Genomic DNA, 20,171 nt, shown 5'->3' on the forward strand with positions numbered 1-20,171 from the left:
ATCGCTCGTATATAAACTTGAAATAAACTCTGGGAAAAGGAAGAGCCATGAAAATAAAAAAAGCAGAGGTTTATCCCTCTGCTAATCCTTCATAACCATTTACAAAATAAGCGATCGTCTCTAACTCATCTTCTTTTAGCTCTCTGTTCACATGTGTTTGATATTCACTCTTGATTCTCTCCTGATCTCCACCACAAAGATCCGTGTATTTCGCAATCATCCGAAGCTTGTCTCTTTCCTGACGAAACTCCTCTTTTGTCCATGGTCTTTGGTGTGAAGGAATATACGTTTCAGCATCAAATGCATCTAACTCATCTAAAAGACGCAAGATTTCTTTTACCGTATAATGTACTTTTTCTGCATACATTTTCGGATAAATGCAATCAGCAAGAAACAGGATTTTTTCCTCTTTCACATACACGATCACTGAATCTGCGGCATGATCGCCTCCAACATGCTGCACAACACAAGTCACCCCGCCAAGATCAATCTCCATCCGACGATCAAACGTCACATCCGGTAAAACGACCTGAATCTCTCGATGATTCTTAAATTCTTCTTTTATCGCCTTCGCGCAAAACTCAATCTCCGTTCCTTCCTTCACCCGCTCATCAATCGCCTCATCTGACCAAGAAAACGGAAGAAGCTTCTCCATTTCCTTTCTGGTTTTTGCAGAAGCAATTGAAACCGCATGAGGCAACGCCGGTAGACCAAAGATATGATCCCAATGCCAATGCGTGAGGACAACGAGATCAGGCTTGGCGTTCTCGTGTTCTAAGGTTTTTTGGATGAAATATTTCGCATGATCTTCTGAGTTTCCGGCATCGATCATTAATGTTTTGTTATTGCCTTCGACCATGCCTAGGATGGGGCGGTCGGTGAGTGATACTGGTGTGATGTAGGAGAAGGTTTTGCCTATTTTTTTGATTGTGTGCATGGTGTGCCTGCTTTCTAATATTTAGATTTTATTCTCGTAGTGCGAAGATAACCCAATCCTATTTCTTTAATAAGTATTTGGCTAACTTTCGATCTTCCTTCTCCTTTGTCTTCACGGCAATATGTTCAATCAATTCTCTTGTGGCCGCTTGCTGAGAATACGAAGGAGACCATTCTTTTAATACACTTAAAGCATGATACTGTAAATTTCCATCATTTGATCTAAGTGCAGCTTGAATCAATGGCAATCCTACACCGTCGTGTTCATATAAATCTTGCACAATATATTGTAGACAAGCCACTTCATCATCTGAGAGGTTTGATAACGATAAATGTGTTTCTGCAAATGTGCAAAGCTCTCTAATATGCGGGTGTTGACTTGTGTCCATCACAGCAAAGTATATTTCACTATTTGTCGGATCTTTCTCAAGCAAAGCAAATAGATGCTCAATCACATCTAAACGATAAAAGAGAGCGATTTCAAGTGCTTGGGAGCTAAAACCCTGTTGTAACGAATCGATCGCAAGCTTTGGCCATCTACTGTTATTGATAAACGGTTGAACAGCTTCCTGGATAGCCTTATAATCGTCCTGTTCCCATGAAGCATTCAATCGGTCTTCCCAAATCTCTTGTTCATCATTTAAAAACTCATTTATTTTCAATATTGGATAAAAGTCCTCAATTGATTGACAGTGCTTATGAGCATGGTGAATAAAACGGCAGAGAACTAAGCTTGCATTTGGATACTCATCGATTCCGTAGATAGAAACCTCATCTTCTAATAATGCTTGAATGATGAGACTCGCTCCATCGTATAATTCTTTGGAAATTTCATCTTCTGATAAAGCTGTTTCCAGATCACCATTAAGAGCACAAGTATAAGCTAAGTATTCATTCATGATTGTATTTTCGCAGCCCTTTGTTAGGAGCCATCGTTTTATTTCTGGCGTCGATGCTTCCAATTGCTCAACAGCCGAAATCTTCCCCCATCCATCGACGGACTTTGCAAGACGCCAAACATGTTCGTTTCCTTGAATTGTGCCATTCTTCAATGCAAACACGACATAAGAAGTAAATTCTTCATGCATACCTATTGTGAATAAAAGCTCTTTGTATTTTTCACAGTTCGTACATCCCAGTATCATAACTGCAAATTTGACGACCTCCCGATGTGCCGCATGCTCAAGAAGCCATAACGCTTCTTGCTGTACACGGGATTCATCCCATTGTGTTTGCTGAAATCGGTCAATTAGCTCACTGCTGCGGCTCGCCATATTGTTAGAAATGATTTTTTCATATGTTTTTTTTCTAGTTTCGTTTGTAGGATGATTCAGTTGTATTTCAAAAAGCTTCAATAGTTTCTTCACATAAAAAGGAGCAGGTCGTTCATCTACATAATAACCAGATAAACCGGAAGCCAATCGTGGTTCATTTTCGTCAAATAAAAAGTCTTCATCTGGTAAACGGTCGTCTACTATTTTATGATGTGTTTGAATTTGTTGTTGAATAAAGGGAACGATTCTCTCTTTATGATCCCAAGGTAGAAAGTCTATCTTCATTGAATCATCTAAAACCGTTTCATGATCTACTTTCACCATACAACGAAATCGTACATACCCACCCAGTTTAACGGACACTTTGTGTTTTGTACCATCTTGAAGTTCCAATATCCCCGATAATGTTGAATATGGAATTATATGAGACAATACACTTTTTCGTTGCTTTTTATCAACTGTCACACCATCAATGATCAGTTGTTCTTCTTTTATTTGATTTATAATTTCTATAGAATGCCCTTTATAATCAATTTTCCACGTTTTATTTATTTCTTTTTCTACGTCTTTTATTACGTTACGCATTTCACGTTTAAAGTCAGCTTTAAAACTCATGGAAGTCTCCTTTAACTTTAAATAGTTATGGATTGAATATATATTGAATCTTCTAACGTAAATAAAGGTATAGGAGATAATTAGATTCCCGTACCTTTTGATTTAAAAAGTGAATTATGATCCAATTACCTTACATAGTGCAACAGCAGTTTTCTAAGAGCAATAAATTTCAACCATCTATACAAATGTAGTTTTATCTTCCACTGAACAAAGAATTATTTGGTTAAAAAGTTTAATTACTTAATAATAAAAGTGAATTCACTTGAGATATTATCATTTTTTAAATATAAGGATTTTTCATTTCAGTCTTAAGTAATTTGAGGTTAATCTAATTATAAAACCTAACTCTTCTTCCTCACGTTCACTTAGTACAGTTAAATCAAAGGAGAGTTCATATGATTGATCAAAAAAAGTGACTATCTTATCCAAATCAATTAAAAGTTGATTAGAAAAATCTTTGTAAACTAGCAATAAATCTATATCATTTGGGGATCTATTCTCATTGAGAATTGACCCAAATAAATACACACTTTTAAATGATTTAAACAATTCTATATGATATAGAATTTTCTCTACGACAAAATCTTTTGTATTAAATTCCATTAATGTATTTATAAAATTTATCCATTGTTAGTAATGTTACTTTCATTTCTTTTGCTAGTTCGTATGCTTCCACTGAAATACAACACTCACCATTCCAATTATGTAAGTTTAAAACCACACATTTTTCCTTTGGACATAGTTGTTGTAATTTAACTTTACTTAAGCAATACTCATAAATAAAAACTATATTTACACCATTTACTGTAATTTCTTTTAGATTGTCTACCTCTAAAAAATCAAAATTTAAACCTCTTGATTTTATAACTTTTAAAGCATAATTTAAACTTTTGAATCGTACATTAACTTCCCTAAAACAATTACTATCATAGTATAATTGTCTTAACATTGGAGTGTCATTTAGATAAATCTTTTCAGAAAAACTGTCTTTTTTAACCTGTATATATGGATTATTAATGCCTAAAACAATAGATTCAAATTCCCCCTTATTCAGTAATACTGATATTAAACTCTCAATAGACTCTACAGATGGCATAAAGTTTTCATGTACAGGTTTTATTCCAAACAAGGAGTTAATCTCAGCCGGAAATAATACATGTCTTATTTTTTCTTTACTTATTCGAGTAGCTTCAAATTCATCAATATGAAGCATAAATCTTTGTACTAATGCTAAGTTTGAGTAACTTTCCTGAGAATGATTTTGAATCAACTTAGTATTATTTTTCAAAATTTTTCTTATTTTTCTATTATTTGATATAATTTCGCCTTCAAAAATGTCCCATAATTCCCTTTGGTTCTCTGAATAATAGTTTTCAAAAATTTCTTGATTACGTAATAATAATATAACTACTTCACTTTTTAATTCCTCAAATGTATCATACTCTTTACTAAAAAAACGCTCAAATTCAACCTTACGTATTTGTTTCCATTTTTCAACATCATCAGCACTGAATGCACTGTTTTTATCAAAATTTGTATGACAATTTGGACATAAAATAATTAAATTTTCATACGAGTTGTCTTTAGTATCACAATAAGGACTTATATGAGCCTTTTCCATTATGTCGCCACTATCTTTAAATAAATCTACTTTACACTCTGGGTTCATACATCGCCCCATAGATTCAGCATATATCCTTCTTTCAACCTGAGTACTTATCTTTCTGCTCACCTCGTTCATCTCCTTTAAACTCACTGCTTTAGTCTCTCTCTTTACTGCATTAAAGATTCACGTTACTCTAGCCTTACTATACTTAATAATTTCTTTAAGTTTTAAAACACTAATATATTTTATAGGATTCACAATTAATATATCTACTGTTATAAACACCTACAAATAAAAATCAAAATTAATTTAATTATAGCAAATAATAACAAATTCAACATCATAGCCATTTAATAAGTTAATTCATAAACTTATTAATAATTCAAATAAAAAGAACCTCCTAAAACGCTGGAAAATCAACGTTCTTGATGGTTCTTTTAAAAACCCCACCTACTTATGATAAGGCTCCCCCCGCACAATCCGAAACGCCCGATAAATCTGCTCCACCAACACCAACCTCATCAACTGATGCGGGAACGTCATTTTCGAAAACGACAGTTTCTCATTCGCCCGCTGCATGACAGCGTCGCTTAATCCAAGGGATCCACCTATGACAAAACATACCTTACTTTTCCCGTATGTTGCCAGCTTATCTATTGTATCGGCTAATTCTTCGGAACTTTTCATTTTTCCTTCGATGGCGAGGGCGATGACGTGAGCGTCTCGGTTGATTTTGCTTAGGATGCGTTCGCCTTCTTTGTCTTTGATGATTTTCATGTCTTGCTCGCTGAGATTCTCGGGTGCTTTTTCGTCTGCGAGCTCAATGATCTCGATTTTTGCGTATGCTTGTAATCGTTTTGTGTATTCGGCTATGCCTTGCTTTAAATATTTCTCTTTTAATTTTCCTACTGTGATAATTGATATATTCACAGGTCATCCCCACCTTAAGAACAAGTTATTCATATGAGTTATCAACAATTGTGGATAAAATTTGTGTATTTTGTGTCCGATCATTCGTTCCCCACTATATATATTGCAGGTTCATCGCACAATTCACAGGTTGTGGATAAGCTGTGTGTATGTTCGATTTTTCTGAATTCTGGCGGTGTTTCGTGATCATCTATGTACATGTCTAGTACGGTTTCTATATGTTCTGCACAAGCATAAAGTGATTTGTTCATAAGTTTCTAATTCCTCCAATATGTTGTTTGGTTATTCACAAGTGTTTCGCTCATTGTTCAATATAACCGATTTATTCACATGTTAATAGTCTTTTACCATTTTCCACACCTTTTATCCACAAACCAAATAAAAAAGCCTCCACTCCTGTGAAGGCTTCCTTCTATCAAAACGGATTATAAAATCTCGTTCCTCTAACAAATGTAATCACTAGCGATACGATCAGTACCACACCAACAAACAATAACGCCGCATAATCTGCTTTTTGAAAGTTTTTCGCCGTAAACCATGTGCGCTTTTTATGTTTCCCAAACCCGCGCAGCTCCATCGCATTGCTGATCGTTTCAATCCGCTCTAGGCTGGAGAAAATCAGCGGCATTACAATCGACAGCGCATTTTTAATTCGTTTTCCCAGTTTTTCATTCTTCGATAAATCAATGCCTCTTGCTTGCTGAGAAATGGCAATCGTTCGAAAATCACGCTGAATATCTGGAATATAGCGCAAAGCAATCGCTACCGCATACGAAATCCGGTAGCTGACCCCAATTCTGCTGAGTGATGAGGCGAATTCACTTGGATTTGTTGTCACGATAAATAAAAGCGCCGCTGGCATCACAGTCACGTATTTCAGTGTGATGTTCAATTGATAGAAAAGCTGTTCAAGCGTGACATTGTACCAACCTGCAATATGAAACAACTCATGCTTCGCTCCATAGATGGCGACACCTTGCTGAGGAGCAAAGACGTAAATGGCGATGTTATTGATCACAAGGAATATCGCCAGGACGATCACCACGAAGGAGATATCACGAAATCGCACATTCGACAGTTGAAAGAACACGATACTGGCTACTAACATAAACACTAATACGCCTGTATCATATGTGAGCATCGCTGCGGATGACCAGAGGATAAAGCAAATGAGTTTGGTGGCACCTGTCAGCCGGTGAATCGGCGACGGGCGATCGATATAGGACAGCATGTCTACAGCCATGTCATTCGTTCCTTTCTGTCAACCTCAATGAAGCGATCCACGAGTTCATTTGGATTTGGCCAGTCTGCTTTTAGCGCCAGTTCATAGAGCGACGTTTCCTTTAAGCTCGCCTTTTGGACTAGAAGCTGATCTGTCAGCACTTTGGCTGGTGTATCATCTGCGATTTTTTCTCCATCTGAAATGACAATGGTTCTTGTTGTGTATTCGAGCATCAAATGCATATCATGGGTGATCATCAAAATCGTGACTCCCTGCTGATTTAATTGCTCTAAAAACGTCATCATCTCTGTGTAATGTCTAAAATCTTGACCGGCCGTTGGCTCATCTAAAATGATGATTTCTGGCTCTAACACAAGAATGGATGCAATGGTGACGCGTTTTTTCTGTCCAAAACTGAGTGCTGAGATCGGCCAATTTCGAAATGGATACAGCCCGCACACTTTTAAAACCCGCTCTACACGATCCTTGATGTCGTCTTCCTTTACGCCCCTTAAAACGAGACCTAGTGCGACTTCATCAAAAATCATTTGTTTAGAAATCATTTGATTTGGGTTTTGCATGACGACACCGATTCGTTCGGAGCGCTGTTTGATGGTGTCTGCGGTGATGTCATCGCCATTTAAAAGGATTGTCCCTTTTGTTGGCTTTTCAAATGCGCAGAGCACCTTGGATAGTGTCGTCTTGCCTGCGCCATTGGCACCGGCGATGCTGATCATTTCTCCTTTTTTGACGGTAAAAGAGATGTTGTTCAGTGTGTTAGGTCTTGTTGGATAATCAAAACTCAGCTCGCGCACTTCTAGTAAATCCGGCGCTTCATTCTGCTCGACTGATGGCTCAGATGCTTCCATCCATTGCTCGATTTTCTCTTTTGCCTCGTCGTTTAAGGTGAGATGCTGTAAATTAGCGATCTGATCTCCTGCTGCAATCGGAATACCTGCATATTTCATCGCTCTCACATATAAAGGCTCACGTAAATACGCCGCTTCTAATACATTCGAGGCGAGCAATTCATCTGGTGTCATATCCGCTGCAATCGTGCCGTCATTGACAACGATGATGCGGTCGACATGGCGGAAGAGGACGTCTTCCAATCGATGTTCCACCATCACGACCGTTTTTTTCGTTTCTTTTTGCAGACGGTCAATGAGATCGATCACTTCTTTGCCTGTTGCGGGATCAAGGCTTGCAAGTGGCTCATCGAATAGCAAAATATCAACATCGTTGACAAGTACGCCTGCGATGGCGACACGTTGTTTTTGACCGCCTGACAGCTCATGTACGGACGATGCGAGTTTGCTGTCTACCTCTGTTAATTTTGCCGCTTTTTCGACACGTGTTTTCATTTCTTCGCGTGTGACTTGATCATTTTCAAGTGTAAATGCGATGTCTTCTCCTACGGTTAGCCCGATAAATTGTCCATCAGGGTCTTGCAGCACCGTCCCAACGAGCTGTGAGAGGGAGAAAATGTTCTCTTTCTCTGCATTTTTTCCGCCGATGTGGAGACTTCCTTCCATAGAACCTTTATAAGACGCAGGAACTAGCCCATTGATACAATGGGCTAGTGTGCTTTTTCCCGATCCAGACGGGCCTGCGATGAGGACTTTTTCTCCTTCATAGATGGTCAGGTTGATATCTTTCAATGTTGGTTCTGCCTGACTGCGATACTTGAATCCGAAATGTTCGAATTGAATCATCGGTTTCTTCATTTATGTGTTCCACCTTGCTTCATGATGTTTCTTTCGATAGACTGCCGCTTTTGCTTCTTGTTTTCGCATAAGCCGCAATGATGATGGTGCCTAGTACACCGACTGTGACGATGTTTGAGATTCCTGCTACGATGCCTTGAACAAACACTTTATTTGCAGGTTCTGCATAGATCACAATGTCGAGTACCGGCGCAATGACAAACCAGCCTAATGCTTGTGCGCCGGCTTGGACGGCGTTGAAGAACGCAATTTTTTTCCAGCCAAAGTCGCCCTCTTCTACTTTTAAACGGTTAGAAATGAAGCCGATCAATAAACCAACAACACCCGAAACGATAATCCAGCTCCACCAAGGTCCAAATGTGGTGGCATCTTTAATCAGATGACCAATAAATCCAATCAATGCGCCTGCAATAGGACCAAATAGCACGGCCATTAATGCAAGGAACGCGTACGATGTTTCAATTTGTGTATTCGGAATCCCAGTTGGAATGGAGACGAAGCGTCCTAAAATGACAAAGACGGCTGCGCCAATCCCGATGGCAACGACAGTTTTCGTTGAAAGTTGTTTACCTGCCATGATGTTTCCTCCTCTTATTCGTATATAATGCGCGGAGCTTTGCGAATCGAAAGGCGCCAGCCTGTGCCTGTACCGATGTTATAAGCCTTTGCAAATGACCCTTGATTGATCGCCACGCCTAAATGATCGAGTGAATTGACATATACGAGTGGTTCGCCTACCTTTAAATCGGCAAAAGATCGTCCATAGGTCATGATATTTTTATACACATTTTTTGGCCCGTTGGCAATGGTAACTTCTATTGCATCCCCATAATTGATTGAAAGCTGTTCAAATAACGTATGATGAATGTTTGTCCATAGGTTTCCGAACCGCACATCTAAAATATCAATCGTCCCTGTGATCACTTCTTCTTCCGCATAAGCTTGTACGACTGGAAGGTGAATAATGTCCTCTATATTCGCCTTTGGCCCGACCTCTTCAAAAGAAATCACACCTGAAGCAATTCTCGCGCCTGTATAGGCGTAAATGTCTCTACCATGAAATGTATGTGATTTGCCTGACTTCGGCAGACGGTTGATGGTTTCATCTAGATAACGGGCTTCCACGATGCCAATATCCTGCGCAACATGCGTAAGTGTCCCATTATCAGGTGTGATGATATAATGTGAGCTTGTTGTTTTGACGACAAGGCTCTTTCGCTCTGATCCAACGCCTGGATCAACAACGGAGACAAATACCGTTTCTTCCGGCCAATATGTAACCGTCTGAAGCAAGCGATAAGACGCTTCCCAAATGTCATATTGGGGAATGTTGTGAGTTAAATCAAAAATGCGGATGCCACTGCTCACTGTATTGGCTACGCCGTACATTGCGCTGACCGCTCCATCATCAATACCGAAATCTGATTGTAAAACCAATGCATGTTCACTCATGTTAATCTCCCTTTCATTTGAAAAAATGGTTGTGGTGTTTCACGTGGAACATTTGAACATTTGTATGAAAAAAAGTGGACAATAAAAAATACCCCATCCTTATCTATGAATCATAAGGACGAGGTATTTGTCTCGTGGTACCACCTTTATTTACTGTTTGCTCGCGCTAAACAGCCTCTACAAGTACAAAGCTCCAATTTGGCTCATATACTGTGGTTTTGATAACGAGTACCAACTCTCGTCGTCACCTACTAATATCATGGATATGTTCAGCACGAGGCTCAGAGACCATTTTTCGAATCATTATTTTTGCTTCTTTTCAGCTGCCGAAGCTCTCTGTGGAAAAATTGATGATTGTACTTTCTCTCGTCATTGCCTGTTTAACTATCTTGAATTAAAGCTATCATACATGATGTTTTTTGATAAATCAAGATATTTTTCTGAACATTTTTAAAAATGAGTTAACTGTTCTGGAAGAGTCTTCTTTTTTATAAAATTTAAGCAAATGTTAAAGAGCGAGATATGGTGTCTTTCTTTTCTAGGGGTATAATAAAGATGAAGGGAGGTACAGTGTGTGTGGACCATCTGTATGAATGAATTTAAGCAGCTCTTCAAAAGCAAAAAATCCATCTTAACAATTGTTATTATTTTCATTTTATCTACTTTTGTATCAAGTCTTCCATTTATAGCTGCTTATCAAGGGAAGTGGGAACAGGCAAAGGACCCTTATTCCATTGGGAATGAACTAGTGATTTCGTTATTTGGTTTCTTCCTTATTTTTTTATTATCTCATGATATTTTGAGCCGCGAAATTCATTTGAAAACCATTCGTTTTCTCGTCAGCAAAACGACCCGTTTAAACATTGTCATCGGGAAATATCTTGGGCTGATGCTGTTTTGGCTCAGTTGCATTATGACCACATATATTTTAAATATGGTGATTTCACATCGTTTTCTGTTCTCAGATGCCTTAAAAATATTAACGTTTATCAGTGTCGGCATCTCCTGTGCTTTGTTTTTGTCCATGCTCTTTCCAACACCACAGAAATCGATGTTTGTTGGCATGTTGTTTTCCTTTCTATTTCCAATCATGAGCATGATGTCTGTTCTTTCTTCAGAACGGTTGATTCACTGGTTTCAATACGTGACGCCTTATTATTATGCGCGCTGGAGTGAACCGCTAACCTATGTACTGATGAATGCCGCATTGACAGTTGTCTTACTCGTTGGAACTGCACTACTGTTTCAGAGGAGGGATGTCTAAGTGCTTCACACAAAAGGGCTGACAAAAAAATATCGGACAAAAGTCGCGATAGATCATATTGACCTTGATATCCATCCAGGGGATATCTTCGGCCTCATTGGACCGAAGGGTGCTGGTAAGACAACCTTTTTTAATATCATTACAGGGATCTCCCGCCCCACCTCTGGCACGTTTATCATGATGAACATGACGTCGTTAAAAAAAGTACGTCATCATATCGGTGTTCTGCCTGAATATACAGATTTATATGAAGGGCTGACTGCTATTGAGCATATTGCCTATTTATCGAAAATTACGGGTACTCGCCAAAAAACGAGCTATTATGAAGAATTACTCGAATTTGTTGGCTTACATCGTTATCATCAAGAGAAAGTCGGTGCCTTTACACCTGGGATGAAGAAGCGGCTCGGAATGGCTCAGGCCATCGCTCATCAGCCTGACTTTATTTTACTTGATGAGCCTTTTGCGGATATTGATGCAGATTCTATCTTACATATCCAGCGGGTGATTGAATCGTTAAAATTCGAAGGAAAAACCGTCTTTTTAACAGCAGACGAGCCAAGGTTCACCCAGCCTATTTGTACCAAAACAGCTTTCATATCTGAAGGAAAAATCGTGTCCTCAAGTACTCATCCTCAAGAGAAAACCATCACGTCCTCAACCATTCGTGCCACCTTCAAGCATGCATGGATTGATGATGAGGTGAAGCCTGTTCTCACGCAGTACTTACAAAGTGTGGGATCAGACCTTGTGATCAGAGATGACGAGACCTCATTGTTGATTCGTTCAGAAGCTCAAGTCCCAGCCATCATCCGTGCGTTTGTGAAATGCAAAGTCGACCTATACCGAGTCACGGCGCAAGATGTCATGATGTCCACATAAAAAAGTACCGTACGCTCTCCGCACGGTACTTCTCTTTTTTTATAAAGGCTTGCTCATGTAAATTCCAGTCTCAGCAAATCCCGTTTTCTCATAAAGTGAGCGGGCGATTTGATTATGGGCAAAAACATGTAGCGATAGTTTTTTCACACCTAATGACTTTGCCTGCTCTTCTAATGCCGACATGGCCTGTTTTGCCAAGCCTTTTCCCCGATACGCTTCAAACAAAATAAAATTATAAATAAAGCCTTCATGCTGAGGATGATCTCGGTCATAGCAAAGCCATACCCACCCAATGGATTCGTCTCCATGCATGAATGTCCACAGCTCATGATCCTCTGTCTGAAGGCCTTCAGGAAGTAGCCGGTCAAATTGTTCCTCTGCGTTCTTTTGCGCTTCTTCCTGACCCCACGTCCCTGCGAGTATCTTTTCTTCTGCGTACCTCTTAATGGATGCCTCTATCAAGACGTCATAATCCGTTTGTGACATCGGCTGTAATGTGACCAAACGTATCTCCCCCTTTCCTTTATCATATGCCGGGCATGTAAAAAAAGCCAGTCCCCTATAGGAACTGGCTAGCCTCCGAACCGATCGGTTTGGGAGAGTTTGACCTCGACTGATTTTTTCTTTCCGCTTCGGTAAAATTGCACCTTTACCTTGTCGCCGACTTTCTTTTGATAAAGATATTTACGCAGATCAACGATATTTTGTACTTCCTTGCCGTCAAACGACGTCACGACATCCAGCTCTTTTAACCCTGCTTTTCCTGCTGGAGATAAAGGCTCGACACTCATCACGACGACTCCGGTTGTGACCTTTGATGGTAGTTTTAACGTTTCCTGCCAATGATAGCTCGCAATATCTGCTAGTGATTTCATCCCAACACCAAGGTACGGACGCTTCACCTCTCCATAGCGCTCTAAATCCTCTATGACAGGGATCACCAGATTCGCAGGAATAGACAGCCCAATCCCTTCCACCTCTGACTCAGCAATCTTCATTGAATTGATGCCGATCACTTTGCCGTCCATATTAATCAAGGCTCCGCCGCTGTTCCCAGGATTAATGGCGGCATCCGTTTGCAAAACTTCCGCATTCCAATCCGTCTGTCCATCACCATTAGAATCAACAGGGATCGCACGCTCTGTTCCAGAAATCACACCTTGTGTGACGGAGCCAGCAAATTCAAGGCCCAATGGATTTCCAATGGCGATGACAGGCTCACCTGGTTTGACATGGTCTGAATTGCCGAAAGCGGCGGTTTTCTTGATCTTATCACTTTTGACCGTGAGTACCGCTAAATCCATCAGCTGATCACTGCCGACAAGATTTGCCCCGATCCTTTTCCCGTCCTGAAGGCTCACTTCAAGCTGATTTGCGCCTTTGATGACATGATGGTTGGTCACGATATAAAAGGTGTCACCCCTTTTTTTATAAATCACACCTGACCCGCTGCCTGCTTCACCGCCTTCTTCCCAAAAGCTCGACTTTTGAATGTTAATGACGCCGACAACTGTATCCGACATACTCGATACCACTTTTGTGACCGCATCATTCACGTTCACATTGACGGTCTTTAAAGGGCCATCTGATGCCTGCTGATCTCCAGCTGACTGCCAGCCAAAGGGGCTGCCACTCTGTCCAGACACATAGGGGAAAAAGAATCCCATTAAAAAAGCTCCTACCAATACACCGATCAGACCAGATAGGAAATATCCTTTTCTGCTTCGTCTCGGCTTCCACTCTACATCGCGATAATCCACTATGTTTCCTTCCTTTCAGTGAATAGATGATGTATATAGTGTTGGTAAGAAGCTCTTATCTTAATCATACGATTGTAAAAATCATACGGCGCAAAGCGGGGTTGCTTTTTTAGGGTCCGTATCATATAAATCAAAGCCGTCCCCTACAACAAAGCCCTTCATTTCAAGCGTCTGCTGGACCGCCATACGGGCTAAGTCCTTCATGTTGTTGTCTTGACTCAAGTGAGCCAAATAAATGCGTGAGGTGGCATCTCCAATCACGTCTGTCATAGCAAGAGCCGCATCTTCATTGGATACGTGTCCGACATCGCTCAAAATTCTGCGTTTAATGCTCCATGGGTAGCGCCCCATTTGCAGCATGCCGACATCATGGTTGCTCTCAAATACGAACGTATTGGCTGATTTAATAATTCCTTTCATTCGATCACTCACATAGCCTGTATCCGTCATGAGGGCAAGTTTACGCCCGCCATAATGGAATACATAAAACATGGGCTCTGCCGCATCATGTGATACGCCAAATGATTCAACATCGAGACCGCCAAATGATTGAACCGTCTCCATATCAAAGTGGAATTTCTGCTCCGTATCCACTTTCCCAATATGTGACTCCATCGCCTTCCATGTTTTCGCATTTGCATAGACAGGAAGCTTGTACTTTCTTGCCATCACACCGAGTCCTTTAATATGATCTGAGTGCTCGTGTGTGACAAAAATTCCGTCCAAGTCTTCTGGCTTTCGGTCGATTTGACCAAGCAGCTCTACCATCTGTTTGCCGCTTAAGCCCGCATCTACTAAAAAAGCATGCTCGTCTGTTTCTAAATAAAAAGCGTTCCCCGTACTTCCGCTCGCTAGTACACTGAACTGCAAGCTCATGTTCTCTCACTCCAATGAAGATTTGTCTTCTTTCTCTATATGATCAAGTGTTGAGCCATCAATGGCATTGATCAAATATTCTTCTTCTGTCTTTTTCTTTGAACCAGCTGCCACGCCTTCAATCTCTACTCGCCATACAGGAACCATGACTTGAGTGCTTGCACCTGGGTATTGCGTGTAGTAGCCAAGCTCCACTTTTTTCACTGTCGTGTTTTGGCTCAGCATATTTTGTGTATATAGGTCCTTCACCGTTTCAAGCGCCGGGACAAGGGTTTCTTTTCTCACTTCATTAATCGATGTCACCATCGACTGCCGATACGAGACGACCTCGTTTTGATCGTTCACATCCAATGTGATCTTCCCGATGGTTTCGGTGTCATCAAGACCTTCTTGGAAGATGTATTTTCCTTTATACGTTTGGAAAAAGACGATTTCACCTGTTTCTTCATCGATGCTCCAGAGCTTATAATTCTTGCCATCCAGCAAACGCTGGCTCACAAGATTGGTCGCTGCTGTTTTCATATCTTTTTTCGGCAATGCAACTGGTTTATTGAAGGTCATTTCAAGCAGGGTGACAGGATCATCTTTCTCGGTTTTTGGGAATGTGCTTTTCGTCTTTTGATCAGCTAATCCGTCGACATCCTTTTTCGTATATTGCTTTTTCTCAGCTGTAATGCGGTATCCAATCTTCGCTTCATCTGATAGATTGCCATATTTGATTCCGTCTGCCTTCATTTCTTCCAGCGTATCTGTTTTTTCGATAATCGCAAAATGATCGGTCGATCGCTTTTCAAAGTATTGAAAACCTAGAAAGATATCGAGAACGAGAAAGGCTAGGATAAAGATCGTTTTAGTCTTATTCCACTCCATGATTCTCGCTCCCCTCTGTCAGCAAATCATTCGATAAAATGACGGTTTTTCCGTTATATTTCATACACCATACCGGCTCTAGCCAGACAAACATCGCTTGATCCTGATCTGATGCCGTGGATGTCGCTTGATAGGCAGGGAAAATCTGTTCAATTTTCTCTAAATCATCATACTTCGTCTGCTTGATGATCAAGTTTTTCAGCTCTGTCCCATTCATCAGTTTGACCTGTTCACTCTGACTCGCTTTGTTGCCGAGAATGTAGTTTGGACGCTTATAACTCAAAATGTCATCATTCGCCCATTGCACTTCAAGTGATGTCATACCAAATGGATGCTTTGTGCTGTTGACGATCGGCAGTCCATCCATAAACATATTAAAGGACAGCTGCTGGTTGCTGTTGATGCCGAAGTATTGATAATTATCGGTAAAACTTCCGTTATCATTGAAATATTTCACGCTTCGCTTGATCAAATCTCCCGTTTGGAATACGGTACTAGAATTGATATTACGATGCTGATATTGGATGCGGTGGTCTTTTTGATTTGCTTCAAGACGACTCGTTCCATCTGTATACACCGTCCGGTTTAAATTAGACTCCTCCCCAACTAGACTTGGGTCTGTAAACAAAGCGTCCTTGAATTTGCTTGTCTTAATCGTTTCGATAAAGAACATTTTCGCTTCAAGCTGCTTTTGCTTCTGCGGCAGAAGGAAATCTCGTTTTGAATTTGTAGAGAAAGTATATAGATCATAGCGCGGCATCTCGTTTTGAGCGGCGGCAATGCTATCCATCAGATTACGATAGTTGGCTGATTCAATCGTCAGCTCAAGCACCGATTCCTTGCTGTATGAGATCAAATAGACTTTCTTATTGGCCTTATCCGGCTGAGCGAACGGCACAATCATCCGGTCAAACGAGTTGTATTCAATGGATTTATTCGGCCATTTAAACAGCGCTTGGAAAATATCAATCGGAATCGGATCATTGAACACAAGATCCAATGTTTTACCTTGCCCCTCGCGTCCATAGAAGAAATTCTTAAATTTCTGCTCGGAATATTGGTCCGACACATCGGCAATCTCTTTGACATCCCACAGGCTCACATCATTCCAAAAGTTTTGGAAGAGTTCCTTTTGATCCACTTTGAAATGCTCTCCATTGGAATGGATGAACATCTCACGCGGCTTCACGACATCAATGAGACTCCGAGGCTCGTCGCTTGAAATCTTCTTCGTTTCCACGACCTGTGTGCCGGCATCCGCCTGATCCTGCATGACGGGCTGGAACATCCAAATATTCCACGTAAACACAAGACTGATCGCAATTAGGATTGTCAATATAATGGTTTTAAAGGTCTCACGCTTCATCCCAATCATCCTCTTGTTCTTCATTGTACGGAAGGGTAAAGGTTACCGTTGTGCCTTTTCCTTCGATGCTGTCAGCCCAAATATCTCCGCCATGAGCCTGAACCATTTCTTTTGCAATCGCAAGGCCTAGGCCGGTTCCGCCAAGCTTTCTTGTTCTTGCCTTATCCACTCGATAAAAACGTTCAAAGATTTTATCCATATCCTTCTTCGGAATACCGATTCCTTCATCTTTGACACTGAATAACACAAGACCTTTCTCCTCATCCAAATCGACAGTGAACGTAATGTGTCCACCCTCTGGCGAGTATTTCATGGCATTGGAAATGATATTATCGAGCACCTGGGTGATTTTATCTTGATCAATTTCCACATATATTTCACGCTGCGGCAGGTTCCGGATGAAATCGACATGCTGCTCCTTCGTCATTTCAAAACGATCAATGACGAGCGAGATAAACCTGATAAAATTCGTCCACTCACGATTGAATTGATAATCCTTGCTGTCGAACTTAGACAGCTGGAGTAGGTCATTCACAAGTCTAATCATGCGCTCTGTTTCATTTTGCGTGACACTGAGGAACCTTGGCGCAAGCTCTTTATCACCAATCGCACCTTCAGCGAGTGCCTCAAGATAGCTTCGCATCGTCGTTAGCGGTGTACGCAGTTCATGCGATACGTTCGCCACGAATTCGCGGCGTTCAGCATCAATTTTCTCTTGCTCTGTCACGTCATAAATGACCGCGATCAAGCCATCAATTTTCCCATGCTCTTTCTGGATGACTGAGAAATTGACACGCAAAACAGACAACTGATCTTCGCGTTCAATTTCTAGTAGCATGGAGTCTTGATTTTCGACTAAATCTTCAAATGTATGAGTTTCCTCTAAGCCGAGCAAGGACGTGATCGGCATCTCTAGAGCTGTTTCACGTGAAACATTCAAAAGCTCTAGTGCCGGGCTGTTTAATAGAATAATGGCCCCGTTTTGATTCGTGGCAATGACGCCATCTGTCATATAAGCGATCACAGAAGAAAGCTTTTTCCTCTCGCCCTCTGTCATCAGCTGCGCTTCCTCCAGCTCTCTCGTCAGATGGTTAAATGTCGTCGCTAGCTGACCAATCTCATCATGTCCATACTTTCGGACCTTTCTGGAAAAGTTCCCTTTGGCGAGCTCTATCGCTTGCTTTCTCATATCCGAAATTGGGTGTGTAATGGTTCTGAATATGAATATACCAAGTAGAGCGGTTATCACAAGGGCAAGCAGCGTTCCCGTTGCCAAAATCGTATTAATGGTTCGCATTTGGTTAAAAACACTTTCCATGGATGAGACCACATAAATGACACCAACGGTTTCTTGGTTCTCATTTTTCACGGCTGTCGCTGATATGCGGACTCGTTTATTCGATTCTGGGTCATAGAATTTTTTCTCGTAGTCTTTGCCAACCGCGAAAATACGGCTAATGATTTGATCTGTGATTTTCTTCCCGGCAATCTCTTGACTGCCGTTATTCACAGAGGCAATGACCTCTCTGCTTTCGTCAATATAGCTGACTTCAGAAATTTCATTAGACTCATCTTTGTTGTTAAAATCGTTTAATATCTTTTGAGCATCCTCTTTTAATTCTGCCTTGCTTTTCGATGAATCTTGTTCTAGGTAATACGATAACGAGTAGATTCGCTGATTCAAGGAATTATCATATGAATTAATTAAGGACTGCTCTAGCTGCTTCACAAAGTACACGCCAATAATCTGCATGGCGACAATGATCAGCAGCACATAAATCAAGGTCAATTTAAAGTGAATCGAGCGAAAAAAACCTACTTTACTCATAAGAATCTTAGTCCTGCTCTGGGTTTCTTAAATAGTAGCCGACGCCTCGTCTTGTTACGATCCAGCTCGGGTGGCTAGGGTTGTCTTCAATTTTTTCACGAAGACGGCGGACTGTCACGTCTACTGTACGGACATCTCCGAAGTAATCGTAGCCCCAAACCGTTTGCAGTAAGTGCTCACGTGTCATGACTTGTCCAATATGTTTCGCTAAGTAATGAAGCAATTCGAACTCACGATGCGTTAACTCAATCGTTTCGTCACGCTTAGACACGACATACGCATCTGGGTAGATCACAAGTGAACCAATCTCGATATCATTTGATTCAGATTCTTCCTCTGATTGCGGAGCAGCCGTCTGTCTTCTTAAATTTGCTTTTACACGTGCAAGCAGCTCGCGTGTACTGAATGGCTTTGTGACATAATCGTCCGCGCCAAGCTCAAGACCAATGACTTTATCGATTTCAGAGTCTTTTGCTGTCAGCATGATAATCGGCATATCATATTTCTTTCTCACTTCACGGCATACTTCAACGCCATCTTTGTTCGGCAGCATAATGTCGAGCAAAATAATGTCTGGCTTAATTTCTTCTACCATTTCAAGGGCTTCATTTCCGTCATACGCACAATGAACCTCGTAGCCCTCTTTTCTTAAGTTAAATTCCAATATATCCGCAATCGGCTTTTCATCATCTACGACAAGAATCTTTTTTTCCATTGTGATTTCCTCCTGCATTTTTAGCATCTATGTCATTCCATTTTGCATGTCACATTACGCCTTTTTCATTTACGAAAAAAAGGCTCACTGTCTATTATAACGTTTTACGAGGCAAAGATAAAAATAATAACGGCTTTCTTTGCTAGTAAACGTTGAATAGAAGAACTCCGCCCAAAAAATTTGATGACTTTTTCCTTTTTTATTGAAACTTTTCCAGTCACTAAACGTCTATATACATGTAACGTCTTCTTCTTATGGAGCCGGGCCCTACCTAGGTCCGGCTTCTCCCTTTTTATGCCTTCTTTTCATAATAAAAACGCACCTGCGATTGCAGATGCGTTTGGAAGTGGCTCGGGACGGAATCGAACCGCCGACACACGGATTTTCAGTCCGTTGCTCTACCAACTGAGCTACCGAGCCATCATCAAAAGATGAATATGTATAAATGGCGGTCCGGACGGGACTCGAACCCGCGACCTCCTGCGTGACAGGCAGGCATTCTAACCAACTGAACTACCGGACCTCAGTAACTTGCCCGAAAAAGCAATCGTGGTGCTCCTTCAAGCAAGTGAGGAAAAATTAGCTTAACGCTAAAGTAAATCAATGACCCGTACGGGATTCGAACCCGTGTTACCGCCGTGAAAGGGCGGTGTCTTAACCGCTTGACCAACGGGCCAAAACATGGTGAGCCATGAAGGACTCGAACCTTCGACCCTCTGATTAAAAGTCAGATGCTCTACCAACTGAGCTAATGGCTCTCGGTTTGTGAAAAGTGAATCTGAAGAAGCTGTATTGCGTCAAACCAATCGCTTTAAAAGCTGGAAAATCGCATCTTAACAAGTTTCAGA

At 41.0% G+C, this 20,171-nt stretch carries 18 protein-coding genes, 4 tRNA genes and 1 other annotated feature; of the genes, 2 read left to right on the top strand and 20 right to left on the bottom strand.

The window, feature by feature from the left end:
* Positions 1 to 70 precede the first annotated feature (70 nt).
* The 9 genes from MHI41_RS18805 to MHI41_RS18845 form a co-directional block, all read right to left on the bottom strand.
* A complete protein-coding gene (locus MHI41_RS18805) occupies positions 71 to 937 on the bottom strand; it encodes an MBL fold metallo-hydrolase (protein WP_342494414.1) in 867 nt (288 codons plus the stop codon).
* A gap of 58 nt (positions 938 to 995) precedes the next feature.
* Positions 996 to 2,825, bottom strand: a complete 1,830-nt coding sequence (locus tag MHI41_RS18810; protein ID WP_342494415.1) for a hypothetical protein — start codon at positions 2,823 to 2,825, stop codon at positions 996 to 998.
* A 592-nt stretch (positions 2,826 to 3,417) separates the two neighbouring features.
* On the bottom strand, positions 3,418 to 4,566 hold the full coding sequence (locus MHI41_RS18815) for an HNH endonuclease signature motif containing protein (protein ID WP_234823382.1): 1,149 nt from the start codon (positions 4,564 to 4,566) through the stop codon (positions 3,418 to 3,420).
* 315 nt (positions 4,567 to 4,881) lie between these two features.
* Positions 4,882 to 5,361: a 23S rRNA (pseudouridine(1915)-N(3))-methyltransferase RlmH gene (gene rlmH / locus MHI41_RS18820; RefSeq protein WP_342494416.1), complete on the bottom strand. Its 480-nt coding sequence runs from the start codon at positions 5,359 to 5,361 to the stop codon at positions 4,882 to 4,884.
* An 80-nt stretch (positions 5,362 to 5,441) separates the two neighbouring features.
* A complete protein-coding gene (locus tag MHI41_RS18825; RefSeq protein WP_008360116.1) occupies positions 5,442 to 5,612 on the bottom strand; it encodes a CxxH/CxxC protein in 171 nt (56 codons plus the stop codon).
* A 164-nt stretch (positions 5,613 to 5,776) separates the two neighbouring features.
* Positions 5,777 to 6,604 (bottom strand): energy-coupling factor transporter transmembrane component T, encoded by an 828-nt coding sequence (locus MHI41_RS18830; RefSeq protein ID WP_342494417.1) that lies wholly within the window; start codon positions 6,602 to 6,604, stop codon positions 5,777 to 5,779.
* The gene (locus MHI41_RS18835) at positions 6,595 to 8,310 is read right to left on the bottom strand and encodes an ABC transporter ATP-binding protein (RefSeq protein WP_342494418.1); all 1,716 of its coding nucleotides are present in this window, start codon (positions 8,308 to 8,310) and stop codon (positions 6,595 to 6,597) included. The genes MHI41_RS18830 and MHI41_RS18835 overlap by 10 nt, the downstream gene beginning before the upstream one ends.
* A gap of 19 nt (positions 8,311 to 8,329) precedes the next feature.
* Positions 8,330 to 8,887 (bottom strand): ECF-type riboflavin transporter substrate-binding protein, encoded by a 558-nt coding sequence (locus MHI41_RS18840; protein ID WP_317328379.1) that lies wholly within the window; start codon positions 8,885 to 8,887, stop codon positions 8,330 to 8,332.
* Between the two features lie 14 nt (positions 8,888 to 8,901).
* Positions 8,902 to 9,762 carry an S-adenosyl-l-methionine hydroxide adenosyltransferase family protein gene (locus tag MHI41_RS18845; RefSeq protein ID WP_007497378.1) on the bottom strand — a complete coding sequence of 287 codons (861 nt, stop codon included), beginning with the start codon at positions 9,760 to 9,762 and terminating at the stop codon, positions 8,902 to 8,904.
* A gap of 111 nt (positions 9,763 to 9,873) precedes the next feature.
* Positions 9,874 to 10,144 (bottom strand) — a binding site (T-box leader).
* A 192-nt stretch (positions 10,145 to 10,336) separates the two neighbouring features.
* Here MHI41_RS18845 and MHI41_RS18850 point away from each other — a divergent pair.
* Together MHI41_RS18850 and MHI41_RS18855 are read left to right on the top strand one after the other, a co-directional pair.
* Positions 10,337 to 11,026: an ABC transporter permease subunit gene (locus MHI41_RS18850; protein ID WP_046527570.1), complete on the top strand. Its 690-nt coding sequence runs from the start codon at positions 10,337 to 10,339 to the stop codon at positions 11,024 to 11,026.
* Positions 11,027 to 11,908, top strand: a complete 882-nt coding sequence (locus MHI41_RS18855; RefSeq protein ID WP_342494419.1) for an ABC transporter ATP-binding protein — start codon at positions 11,027 to 11,029, stop codon at positions 11,906 to 11,908.
* Positions 11,909 to 11,947: 39 nt separating this feature from the next.
* Here the strand turns inward: MHI41_RS18855 and MHI41_RS18860 are convergent, their stop codons facing one another.
* The 11 genes from MHI41_RS18860 to MHI41_RS18910 all read right to left on the bottom strand — a co-directional run bounded on the left by MHI41_RS18860 (position 11,948) and on the right by MHI41_RS18910 (position 20,081).
* Complete coding sequence (locus MHI41_RS18860) at positions 11,948 to 12,412, bottom strand: GNAT family N-acetyltransferase (RefSeq protein ID WP_272511305.1); 465 nt, start codon at positions 12,410 to 12,412, stop codon at positions 11,948 to 11,950.
* 68 nt (positions 12,413 to 12,480) lie between these two features.
* Entirely contained in the window at positions 12,481 to 13,668 is a 1,188-nt protein-coding gene (locus tag MHI41_RS18865) for a S1C family serine protease (protein WP_342494420.1), read from the bottom strand.
* An 81-nt stretch (positions 13,669 to 13,749) separates the two neighbouring features.
* Positions 13,750 to 14,544: an MBL fold metallo-hydrolase gene (locus tag MHI41_RS18870; protein WP_007497388.1), complete on the bottom strand. Its 795-nt coding sequence runs from the start codon at positions 14,542 to 14,544 to the stop codon at positions 13,750 to 13,752.
* Positions 14,545 to 14,550: 6 nt separating this feature from the next.
* Positions 14,551 to 15,414, bottom strand: coding sequence for a two-component system regulatory protein YycI (yycI, locus tag MHI41_RS18875; RefSeq protein ID WP_017368442.1), 864 nt, complete (start codon positions 15,412 to 15,414; stop codon positions 14,551 to 14,553).
* Positions 15,401 to 16,780: a two-component system activity regulator YycH gene (gene yycH / locus MHI41_RS18880; RefSeq protein WP_342494421.1), complete on the bottom strand. Its 1,380-nt coding sequence runs from the start codon at positions 16,778 to 16,780 to the stop codon at positions 15,401 to 15,403. Before yycH ends, yycI begins: the two co-directional genes overlap by 14 nt.
* Positions 16,770 to 18,608 carry a cell wall metabolism sensor histidine kinase WalK gene (gene walK / locus MHI41_RS18885; protein WP_255234183.1) on the bottom strand — a complete coding sequence of 613 codons (1,839 nt, stop codon included), beginning with the start codon at positions 18,606 to 18,608 and terminating at the stop codon, positions 16,770 to 16,772. Before walK ends, yycH begins: the two co-directional genes overlap by 11 nt.
* 7 nt (positions 18,609 to 18,615) lie before the next feature.
* The gene (yycF, locus tag MHI41_RS18890) at positions 18,616 to 19,323 is read right to left on the bottom strand and encodes a response regulator YycF (protein WP_017359978.1); all 708 of its coding nucleotides are present in this window, start codon (positions 19,321 to 19,323) and stop codon (positions 18,616 to 18,618) included.
* A 347-nt stretch (positions 19,324 to 19,670) separates the two neighbouring features.
* Positions 19,671 to 19,743: transfer RNA gene (locus tag MHI41_RS18895), tRNA-Phe, on the bottom strand.
* Between the two features lie 26 nt (positions 19,744 to 19,769).
* Positions 19,770 to 19,846 (bottom strand) — tRNA-Asp (locus MHI41_RS18900).
* Between the two features lie 81 nt (positions 19,847 to 19,927).
* Positions 19,928 to 19,999: transfer RNA gene (locus tag MHI41_RS18905), tRNA-Glu, on the bottom strand.
* Between the two features lie 6 nt (positions 20,000 to 20,005).
* Positions 20,006 to 20,081, bottom strand: a tRNA-Lys gene (locus tag MHI41_RS18910).
* Positions 20,082 to 20,171: the final 90 nt, after the last annotated feature.

It is taken from the genome of Bacillus sp. FSL M7-0307 (assembly GCF_038627835.1).
In the GTDB taxonomy this organism is placed as follows: domain Bacteria; phylum Bacillota; class Bacilli; order Bacillales; family Bacillaceae; genus Bacillus; species Bacillus altitudinis.

Bases quoted from the DNA above. Each gene is read 5' to 3' on its own strand.
- MHI41_RS18805 (WP_342494414.1), bottom strand. From the start codon at position 937: ATGCACACAATCAAAAAAATAGGCAAAACCTTCTCCTACATCACACCA.
- MHI41_RS18810 (WP_342494415.1), bottom strand. From the start codon at position 2,825: ATGAGTTTTAAAGCTGACTTTAAACGTGAAATGCGTAACGTAATAAAA.
- MHI41_RS18815 (WP_234823382.1), bottom strand. From the start codon at position 4,566: ATGAACGAGGTGAGCAGAAAGATAAGTACTCAGGTTGAAAGAAGGATA.
- MHI41_RS18825 (WP_008360116.1), bottom strand. From the start codon at position 5,612: ATGAACAAATCACTTTATGCTTGTGCAGAACATATAGAAACCGTACTA.
- MHI41_RS18830 (WP_342494417.1), bottom strand. From the start codon at position 6,604: ATGGCTGTAGACATGCTGTCCTATATCGATCGCCCGTCGCCGATTCAC.
- MHI41_RS18835 (WP_342494418.1), bottom strand. From the start codon at position 8,310: ATGAAGAAACCGATGATTCAATTCGAACATTTCGGATTCAAGTATCGC.
- MHI41_RS18840 (WP_317328379.1), bottom strand. From the start codon at position 8,887: ATGGCAGGTAAACAACTTTCAACGAAAACTGTCGTTGCCATCGGGATT.
- MHI41_RS18845 (WP_007497378.1), bottom strand. From the start codon at position 9,762: ATGAGTGAACATGCATTGGTTTTACAATCAGATTTCGGTATTGATGAT.
- MHI41_RS18870 (WP_007497388.1), bottom strand. From the start codon at position 14,544: ATGAGCTTGCAGTTCAGTGTACTAGCGAGCGGAAGTACGGGGAACGCT.
- yycI (WP_017368442.1), bottom strand. From the start codon at position 15,414: ATGGAGTGGAATAAGACTAAAACGATCTTTATCCTAGCCTTTCTCGTT.
- yycH (WP_342494421.1), bottom strand. From the start codon at position 16,780: ATGAAGCGTGAGACCTTTAAAACCATTATATTGACAATCCTAATTGCG.
- walK (WP_255234183.1), bottom strand. From the start codon at position 18,608: ATGAGTAAAGTAGGTTTTTTTCGCTCGATTCACTTTAAATTGACCTTG.
- yycF (WP_017359978.1), bottom strand. From the start codon at position 19,323: ATGGAAAAAAAGATTCTTGTCGTAGATGATGAAAAGCCGATTGCGGAT.